General features: G+C 57.1%; 6 protein-coding genes. 4 read left to right on the top strand and 2 right to left on the bottom strand.

Annotated elements, in window-relative coordinates:
- Positions 1-601: 601 nt before the first annotated feature.
- Positions 602-1,021 (bottom strand): helix-turn-helix domain-containing protein, encoded by a 420-nt coding sequence (locus MHX65_RS10580; RefSeq protein WP_349819922.1) that lies wholly within the window; start codon positions 1,019-1,021, stop codon positions 602-604.
- 168 nt (positions 1,022-1,189) lie between these two features.
- Between MHX65_RS10580 and istA the strand changes: the two genes are divergently transcribed.
- The 4 genes from istA to MHX65_RS10560 all read left to right on the top strand — a co-directional run bounded on the left by istA (position 1,190) and on the right by MHX65_RS10560 (position 7,254).
- A complete protein-coding gene (gene istA / locus MHX65_RS10575; protein ID WP_239275835.1) occupies positions 1,190-2,764 on the top strand; it encodes an IS21 family transposase in 1,575 nt (524 codons plus the stop codon).
- The gene (locus MHX65_RS10570; RefSeq protein ID WP_239270034.1) at positions 2,765-3,532 is read left to right on the top strand and encodes an ATP-binding protein; all 768 of its coding nucleotides are present in this window, start codon (positions 2,765-2,767) and stop codon (positions 3,530-3,532) included.
- A gap of 1,675 nt (positions 3,533-5,207) precedes the next feature.
- Positions 5,208-6,137, top strand: coding sequence for a DUF418 domain-containing protein (locus MHX65_RS10565; RefSeq protein WP_239270033.1), 930 nt, complete (start codon positions 5,208-5,210; stop codon positions 6,135-6,137).
- Between the two features lies 1 nt (position 6,138).
- Positions 6,139-7,254: a trypsin-like serine protease gene (locus MHX65_RS10560; protein ID WP_239270032.1), complete on the top strand. Its 1,116-nt coding sequence runs from the start codon at positions 6,139-6,141 to the stop codon at positions 7,252-7,254.
- Here the strand turns inward: MHX65_RS10560 and MHX65_RS10555 are convergent.
- The gene (locus MHX65_RS10555) at positions 7,251-8,279 is read right to left on the bottom strand and encodes a prephenate dehydrogenase (protein WP_239270031.1); all 1,029 of its coding nucleotides are present in this window, start codon (positions 8,277-8,279) and stop codon (positions 7,251-7,253) included. The genes MHX65_RS10560 and MHX65_RS10555 overlap by 4 nt on opposite strands.
- Positions 8,280-8,309: the final 30 nt, after the last annotated feature.

Raw genomic sequence — 8,309 nt, 5'->3', positions numbered from 1 at the left:
TCGCGGCTTCGCGTCGATACTCAGGTGTGTATTTCTGGCGTTGTTGACTCACAATGAACATCCTCTCTTACGGACACAAGATCCGCACTAATCGGGTGTCCACTAAACGAGGGTAACCTCAAAAGTCTTAATCGCTTTCGGCAAAGATTCTGAATGCGTATATCTCGAACCTCACGCAACGCACGATCATCACTTCGGCAGCTGGTTGAACCACAGAGCAAGGTTTGATGGAGTTGTTTCCTGCTAATGCTCAAGAATATCTAGGATAGGTATAGTCAGCCTGATTGTCGCGTACACGGTCGGTCTGGGACAATAAAATAACCCCAACCAAGGTCCAAGTTGGTTGAGGTTATCGGACCTAAAGACCCAAGTGAAGCAAGGCGTTAACTAGCTTCACCGTTACGGTCACAAGTGCTATGACCTTGATTGCCACATCGAGCCGCTTAAGCTTCGTGACGTCAAGGTCTTTTCTTTTGCGACCGGACGTATCCAATGAGTGTCTACCCATCGGTCACCTCCCTGACGTCGTAGGCCGTTCCCTACAAATAGCAACCGGCATAGCAATACCTATAGCAACCGGTATTGCGGGGTGCGTCAGGCCTTACTGGTTGAGGTACTTATACAGTGTGGTGCGCCCAATGTCGAGGCGGCGGGCAACCTCTGCTTTCGGAATCCCCTCCCTCACCCACGTGCGCGCCAGCGCTACTTGTTCCTCGTCGAGGACTTTCGCACACCCCTTATAGACACCGCGGGCTTTCGCCTTGGCAATACCTTCGGCCTGACGCTCACGAATAATCGAACGCTCAAACTCCGCCACACTGCCGGATATGCACCCGGCTTCTATAGCAACAGCATACGCAGCGGTGGGATGCATTCCACACGTTTTGGCGGCTTGGTGTACCGAAAGTCCGCCTTGAACTAGTTCTACAAGCTGTAAAGCCTGGCTACCGCGGCGATCAACTCGTTTGGCTTTATATATGACTGGCACTCCGTGAGCATGGCAAAAATTCAAAGCATGCACGTAATGACAGCCAAGTGTTGGCGGACATGAAAAGTTGACCAGTGGCGGACACGGGATTTAGGGGTTTGGGGAGTTTTTATCCGGGGGTAGAAAACAAAGGGGGTCTTCATCCAGTGTTCGATAGAAGTGTCTAGCCGGACATATCTATCGAAAGGATGAAGACCCTTTATGCAGTCTTCCAGAAGAAGCCAGAAAATTCTGGCTCGCTACGCCATTTTAAAAAATGCGCGTGCTGTCGCCGACGAGCTCAACGTCTCGCACAACACGGTTCTACGCGTGGTGCGCGCTCACGCTGACGCACCGCCAGCGCGTGGGCCACGTCCGTCGATTACGGATGCGCACCGTGGATTCATCAAGGAACTGATCACCAACTCGGGCGGAAAGATCCGCGCCGACGTGGTCCACGAGGCTTTGCTGGACCGTGGTTTTGAAGGAAGCCAGCGCACCACGCGTCGCATCGTCGCGACACTCAAACAGGAATACCGCCTCTCGTCATCGCGGCGCGCACACCAGCCTTGGGTAACCGCACCAGGCAAATGGCTCCAGTACGACTTCGGCGACGGCCCAGTAGTCGATGGCAAGAAGACCGTGCTGTTTGTTGCCTGGGTTGCCTACTCGCGATTCCGCGTCGTCTTTGCCCTGCGTAACCGAAAGATGACTACCGTACTCGCTGCCTTAGACCGGTGCTTTCGGGCTATCGGCGGAGTACCCGACTTTGTGCTCACGGATAATGAGAAAACCGTAGTTGTAGGCCGTCACGCAAGCCTGCCGGAGTTCAATCCGACAATGGAATCGTTCATGTCGCACTACCGCGTTAGTATCCAATTCTGTGCACCGGCAGACCCTGCCACGAAAGGCGGAGTCGAATACGCCGTACGCCTAGCCAAAGACGACATCCTTCCCCGCGATACGAATCTCGTGGACGCCTACGAGACCTTCGGCCAGCTCGAAGCAGCATGCCAGGCATTTATGGACAAGATCAACGCCCGACCACACCGTACAACCGGGCTTGTTCCTGCAGAAGTACTGCGTGAAGTCGAAGCTAAACACCTCGGCCCACTGCCTGTGGACACGCATCCTAGTGTCTTCGGTGAACTGCGGAAAGTGCCGGCGAATACGCCCATGATCACCTACCAGCACGCGGTGTACTCAGTGCCTGAAGAACTCATGGGCCGGCAAGTCTACATCACAGAACAATCCAGCCCAGACGTCAATGAGGTCGTAATCTACTTCCACGACATCGACGGGGTGGAAGAAGTCGCACGCCATGTCAAAGGAGTCCGCGGCGACAGCCGGATTGACCCGAACCATTTCTCCTTCCAGCGGCCTGAGCCTGGCCACTACAAGGTCAATCCTCGCTCGAAACTAGAAAAAGACTTCCTTGCCATCGGACCCGGTGCCGAAGCGTGGCTGCGCTTCGGGGTTGCCCACCACGCACCGCAAATCAAACACACCATGAGTTTGTTCGTCACGCTGGCCGCTACGCGCGGGAAGTGGTTCGCTGATGACATCGCTCGCGCCGCGATCGACGCGGGCCTTATCACCAGCACCGATATCGAAGCCATGGCAGATAACTACCCAGTCAACGCCCTAGCTGCCAAAATCGGCACGGCCTTTAATATCGAGGGCCCAGAACCTGAAACCATCGAACATGCCTCGAACTCCTGGGACGGGTTCTACACACCCACACCACCTGAGACCTCACACCACGAGGCCGACGAGCACGAGGAGGCATGGTTCTAAATGAGCGCACCCAACTACCAGCTTCCCGCAGGGCTTGCCGCACAACTAACCAGGCTTCGAGTACCCGGGCTTAAAAGTGCCGCCATTGACTACCTTCAATCATGTGACAATGACGCTCACCGCCGGCGCCTGGAAGAATTTCTAGGCACCATTGTCGAAGCAGAAGCACTCAGCAGGGCCAAGTCAGCGCTAGTCACCAGGCGTAAAAATGCTGGACTTCCTACCGGGGTAAGTTTCGCCGCGTGGGACCCAGCCAGGTCTACCATCCCAGTAGAACGCCAAGAACACCTCAAAGCCCTAGACTGGGTGGACCGCCACGACAACCTCGTTTTGTGCGGGCCACAAGGCACTGGCAAATCCATGCTCACCGAAGCACTTGCAGTCGAGCTGATTAAACGCGGCAAGAAGGTCAAGTGGCTCACAATGAAGAACCTCGGCCAGCTCATTAACCGGCACGCTGCGGACTTGGACCCGCATAAAGGCTTTTCGAAACTCGCCAAACTGGACTTAGTCATCCTTGACGACGTGGGATACTTCGACGTTACCGTCGCTGAAGCCAACGGATTCCTCGCGCTTATTGAAGCGACCTACCAGCACACCTCGCTGGCGATTACCTCGAACTCGCATCCGTCACGGTTCGCCGACCTCATGCCGCAGGTACGCCCCACACAGATCAACGCCGCCATCGACCGGCTAATGCACCACGCCATCGTCATCCAAACCGAAGGAGAATCCCAGCGCTACATCGACGCCACAACAAAGCGCTAACCCATAGGGCATAGTTCGCATACACACCCCGTCCGGCTAAGACAACCCTTCGAACACGCCCCACCCCCGTCGTGTCCGCCACTGGTCAGTTTCTCATGGCCATAGGCGGACTTTTTCATGTCCGCCTCCGGTCAGTTTTTCATGTCCGCTAACACCAAGCTCACCAGCAGCCGAGCGAACGCTACGTCCACTGCCAACCATGGCCACCAAGCTACGACGATCCGACTCAGACAACGAATGAAACGGGCCAACAACTCCAGGCACAACAACACCCTCCTAAGGGAAAGTGTTGCAACGACCCTCTGAACTCAAGAGGCGGGTTAAACGGCAAAAGGCCCGAGTCTCGCAGTGTCCATCATCTGGGGTCGGGCCCGAACTGCTAACACCAGTAATGGGTGCCAGGATCGGGATGATGACAATCGTTACCAAGAGTGTCAATTTATGTTACTTTAAGTAAGTCGTCGCGTACGGAAAGGAAAGTTATAAACAAAACATTAAAAACTGCCGCTTCTCTTTTGTCTTCTCGGCTGCTACTTCCTGCCTCGTCCGGAATGGCTCAAGCGGAAACAGTATAGGGGGACAAGAAGGGCTCAAAACCGTCTTTGGTGGAAACTGCCAAAACAGGGACGAAAACGGGATCCATGTGACGCGCAAAGGTAAAACTCACAACGATTGCTCCTTCGGTCATGCGCACGATGGAGGATTTCAAATTTTGAAGTTAAGGGCAATGCCGAATGTGCACGTCTATTTGTAATGGGAGAATATAAAGGAGAACAGTGTCACGCAATTCATCCTTAGGGGTTCTGTTAAAGATTGCGATTTGTGTATCACTGTTGCTCTGTCTCGGTTATGTTATCGGCGGGTTGAATGCGATATATGTTGCTAAGACCTTGGCCGAGACGGATTCTACCTCATCGTCAGACATCTTCCGCAGGCTAGAAAACGGCTTATTTTATTTTAAGGTTGCCGGAGTTTTTGCGGTTATTTTTCTTGCGGGAACTTACGCAGTCTGGCGCAGGGCCCATAACTTCCGTAAGCGAGAGTAATCCGGTTAGTTGTTTTTGGCTCGGTTGTTTATTGGGGGCCCGATTTTTGAGGTCTTAATTTTCCAAACCTCAAGCTCCTCTCCCTGTAGGTTGCGTCCGAAAGCGTGGTGTCTCCACTTTCTGGGGTCAGGCCCTACCACGGGTTACAGATACACCACACTAGTGGACGCAACCTCGGCTGATTTAGGGAGGAGAAACGAAGAGTGACCCAACTTCGTGACCATTTGCCAGGCAGTTTGAGCGCTTTTCATAGGTGCCAGGAAGCGTTCTGGCAGGAAAGAAATTATCAGGGTTTAGGTATGGAGAGGGCAATAGGCTATCTATAGCAAAATGGCAGGTAGGTGCGGGTTTCTGGGGTGAATTAAATGCGCGCAGTTGGCAATGATGCGCGCTGCGGTGGGCTCTCCGGAGTGTGTTGCCGCCGCGAAATTGGGTGCGATCGTGTGCGGTTGCGGGAAAGTGGGATTGCAGGATTGACCAGGCCAATAACGGCATTTATAAGGTACAGGGCATGTAAAGTGTTGATACAGCAACCTACCAGACTCGCGTTGTAGAAAAAGAGAGTCGTTAAAAACATGGGCCGTAGTGAAGACCGCTGCGTCCCATCACATCGTGAAGGAGAGTGCTAGGTGAGTACATCATCGCGCATCGTTGGGCTGGATTTGGCTCGTTCACTTGCCATTATTGGCATGATTATTTTGCACATGGCCTCGTTGGTATGGAGCACCAAGGTCATATTGTCGGGCCTTCCGGCCGCCCTATTTGCCATTGTCGCCGGCGTGACGATGATGCTCATCGGCAAGAACTATTCCGTACAGACGCTGCTGCGCCTGATTGCCCGTGGCGCCATCATTACGCTTATCGGACTGGCGCTGCTGCCGGTTGGCGGGCAGATTCAGGTCGTGCTCGTTGCCATGGGTATCACCATGATGGTGGTCTCCTGGGTGCCACCGCTGAACGTGTGGTGGAAGCTGGCCCTCTTCTTCGTCGCCGCCATCGCCTCAACCGTGCACTACGCGCCGTTTACCCTGCCGCAGGTCTATCCGCTGCTGGCATGGATCGCGTATTTCATCGCCGGCATGCTGCTCTTTGAGGTCTACATCCGCCCAGGTAGCTTCCGGACGGTGCTGCAGTGGATTGTTACCGCGGTCAGCGCGGTGATTGCCGCGGTTGGCACCTACTTCCGCTTCGAGCCGGATATTCCCAGCTGGCTGCGCTTTACCGGCCACACCGGTGTCGCGGGCGAAATCCTGCTCTCCGTTGCAGTGGCAGCCGTGGTGCTGCACCTGTGTCTGCTCATCGGCAGCGCAGTACCCAAGCTCGTCTACCCCTTGGCCGCAATGGGCACGATGTCCCTGACCGTCTATGTCTTGCACGTGCTTTCCGCTTATTACTGGCAAAGCCACATCTCACTGCACAACACCGCGTGGGCGTGGGCATTTATTGGCCTATTCCTCGTGCTTGCCACCATCTGGCGGAAATTCCTGGGCCAAGGCCCGCTTGAAAAGGCCGTCTCCATCGCCGTTAAACTCGCCGTTCCTGCTGGAAAGAAGGACTAACATGTCGCGTAAATTTGCTACCGCCTTGACCACCGCTGGCATCATCGGGATGCTGGCGGCCCCCGCCAGCGCCCTTGAGCACGGCGAACCCGCCCCCGATAACGCCGAGTCCCAGACCGTCGCTGCGCTCAAGATGGGCCGCATAGGCAACTTCGGCGACTGCACCGGCACGCTGGTGGATAAGCAGTGGGTGCTTACCGCCCGCCACTGCCTGCAGTCTGTCAATAACGAAGGCACCCAGGCCCGCCTGGGAGGCAAGGTCTATGACGCGGATTCGTGGGCGCTATCCCCGCTTTCCGATGCCGGACTCCTCCACCTCACCGAGCCCGTCACCGATATCAAACCAGCCAAGATCTCCACCGATATTCCAGAGACCGGCGACCTTGGCACCCTGTATGGCTGGAGCAGCAGCTCCTCCATGGCGCGCAAGGGCCAGCTGCCGATGGCAGAGATGAAGGTCTCCGAAATCCTGGGCGGCGGGCCAAGCGATGACTCCGCACAGAAGCCAGGCGCCGACAAGGAAGCCCCAGAAGGCTACGAGTCCGTGCCCGCTGAGGAAGCCATGCCGGGCGTCAAGATGCCAGGATCTGGTTCGGGATCGGATAAGCCCAAGGTGGTCTCGCCAGGTGCCACCAAGCCGGGCGCCGAGCAGCCGCAGATTGTCAAGCCTGACGGCAACGGTGGGGAAGTAATGCAGCCTAGCCAAGGCGGCATGGCCCCGATGATCAGCAGCCCAATCCTCGATGTCCACTCCACCGGTAATGCCGGCATGCAGGGTGGCGATTCTGGCGGACCGTTCTTCGTGGGCGGAAAGCTTGCGGGCCTTGCTACCGCGGGTACCTCCAATGCGGACCCGGATCTGCCCTCCCCAAGCGCGGCTATCACCACGCTCGCAGGCGCCAAGGACTGGGTAGACGGCGTAATCAGCGGCAAGGATAAGGACGCCATCTTGACCGCGGAGACCACGCCTACTCCGCAGGCAACGCCACAGACCAGCGGCGACCGCCCGTGGATCTACTTCACGGTAGCGGCCATTGGCCTTATCGGTGCCGCGGCGGCCGCGCGCACCTTCGCTAGCGGTGCTGGCAACGGTGTCGCCCGCACGTCGCGCCGCTAAAAAATCTCGATGCGCCCGCCCAAGGATTCGGTCTGGCGCAGCTGCGCCACCCACTTCGGGCCGCCGGGGTGCAGGCGCAGCACCGGGCGGGAGGAAATCTTGACCGGGGAGACCGATTCCTTGCGCGCGCCCGACCTAGCTTCGATGCGGGTGCGGGCGCGGTAGCCGGCATCGGCAAGCTCAGCGATGGAAGGCTTGGGGGCGGCGAGCTTCTCCCGGGCATCGTGAAGCAGCTCCAGCGCCTCATCCAAGGCCTCCACCAAGGCCGGGGCATTGGTCTCGCACATCTGCCGCACGAGATCCGGGCGGGTGCTTGCCACCCGGGTCGCATCCTTGAAGGAACCGGCGGCCAAGGACTGCGCCAAAATGCCGCCATTATCGCCCACCGTGGCCAGGGTCTCCGCAAAGATATGCGGCAGGTGGGAAATGCGGGCGACCGCCGCATCGTGGTTGGCCACGCGGATGGGCACGGCCTCTGCATGCACCATCTGGGTCATGCGCACGACGTCCGTAAAAGTCTCAATCCATTTCTTAGGAACCTTTTCCCCGCGCGCCTCATACTCGGCGGCGTAATCGTAGGTAATGCCCCACGCGGCGCGGCGGAAAAGCCCCGCCTGGGAGTGATCCCACCCCGATTTCGAGGTACCCGCCATGGGGTGCCCGCCCACGTAGCGATCCTCCATGCCGCGGTCACAGACCTGCTGACGCACGGGGGTCTTCACAGAGACCACGTCCGTAATGCCGCAGCTAGGGGCGTGTTCCTGAATGGCATCCAAGACGCTGCCCACCGCGGTCATGGGAACGGCGATCACAATGAGCGCCTCTTCAACCTCGGCGCGGTTAAGCACCGCCGGCAAATCATCATTGACGTCAAAACCCTGTTTGACTGCGGTGCGGGCGGCGGACGTCGAGTGGTTGTATCCAAATACGTCGTGGTTATAGCCCGCGAGATCGCGTAGCAAGGAACCACCGATGAGGCCGAGGCCGATAATGCAGATGGGGCGTTGAACATCTTGAGAACTCACGGTGACAATTGTGGCACAACACGACTAATC

It is taken from the genome of Corynebacterium sp. ACRPS, assembly GCF_022346005.1.
Taxonomy (GTDB): Bacteria; Actinomycetota; Actinomycetes; order Mycobacteriales; family Mycobacteriaceae; genus Corynebacterium.
Note: the sequence above shows the minus strand (reverse complement) of the source record. Positions and strands in the feature narration are given on the sequence as shown.

Bases quoted from the DNA above. Each gene is read 5' to 3' on its own strand.
- istA (WP_239275835.1), top strand. From the start codon at position 1,190: ATGCAGTCTTCCAGAAGAAGCCAGAAAATTCTGGCTCGCTACGCCATT.
- MHX65_RS10570 (WP_239270034.1), top strand. From the start codon at position 2,765: ATGAGCGCACCCAACTACCAGCTTCCCGCAGGGCTTGCCGCACAACTA.
- MHX65_RS10560 (WP_239270032.1), top strand. From the start codon at position 6,139: ATGTCGCGTAAATTTGCTACCGCCTTGACCACCGCTGGCATCATCGGG.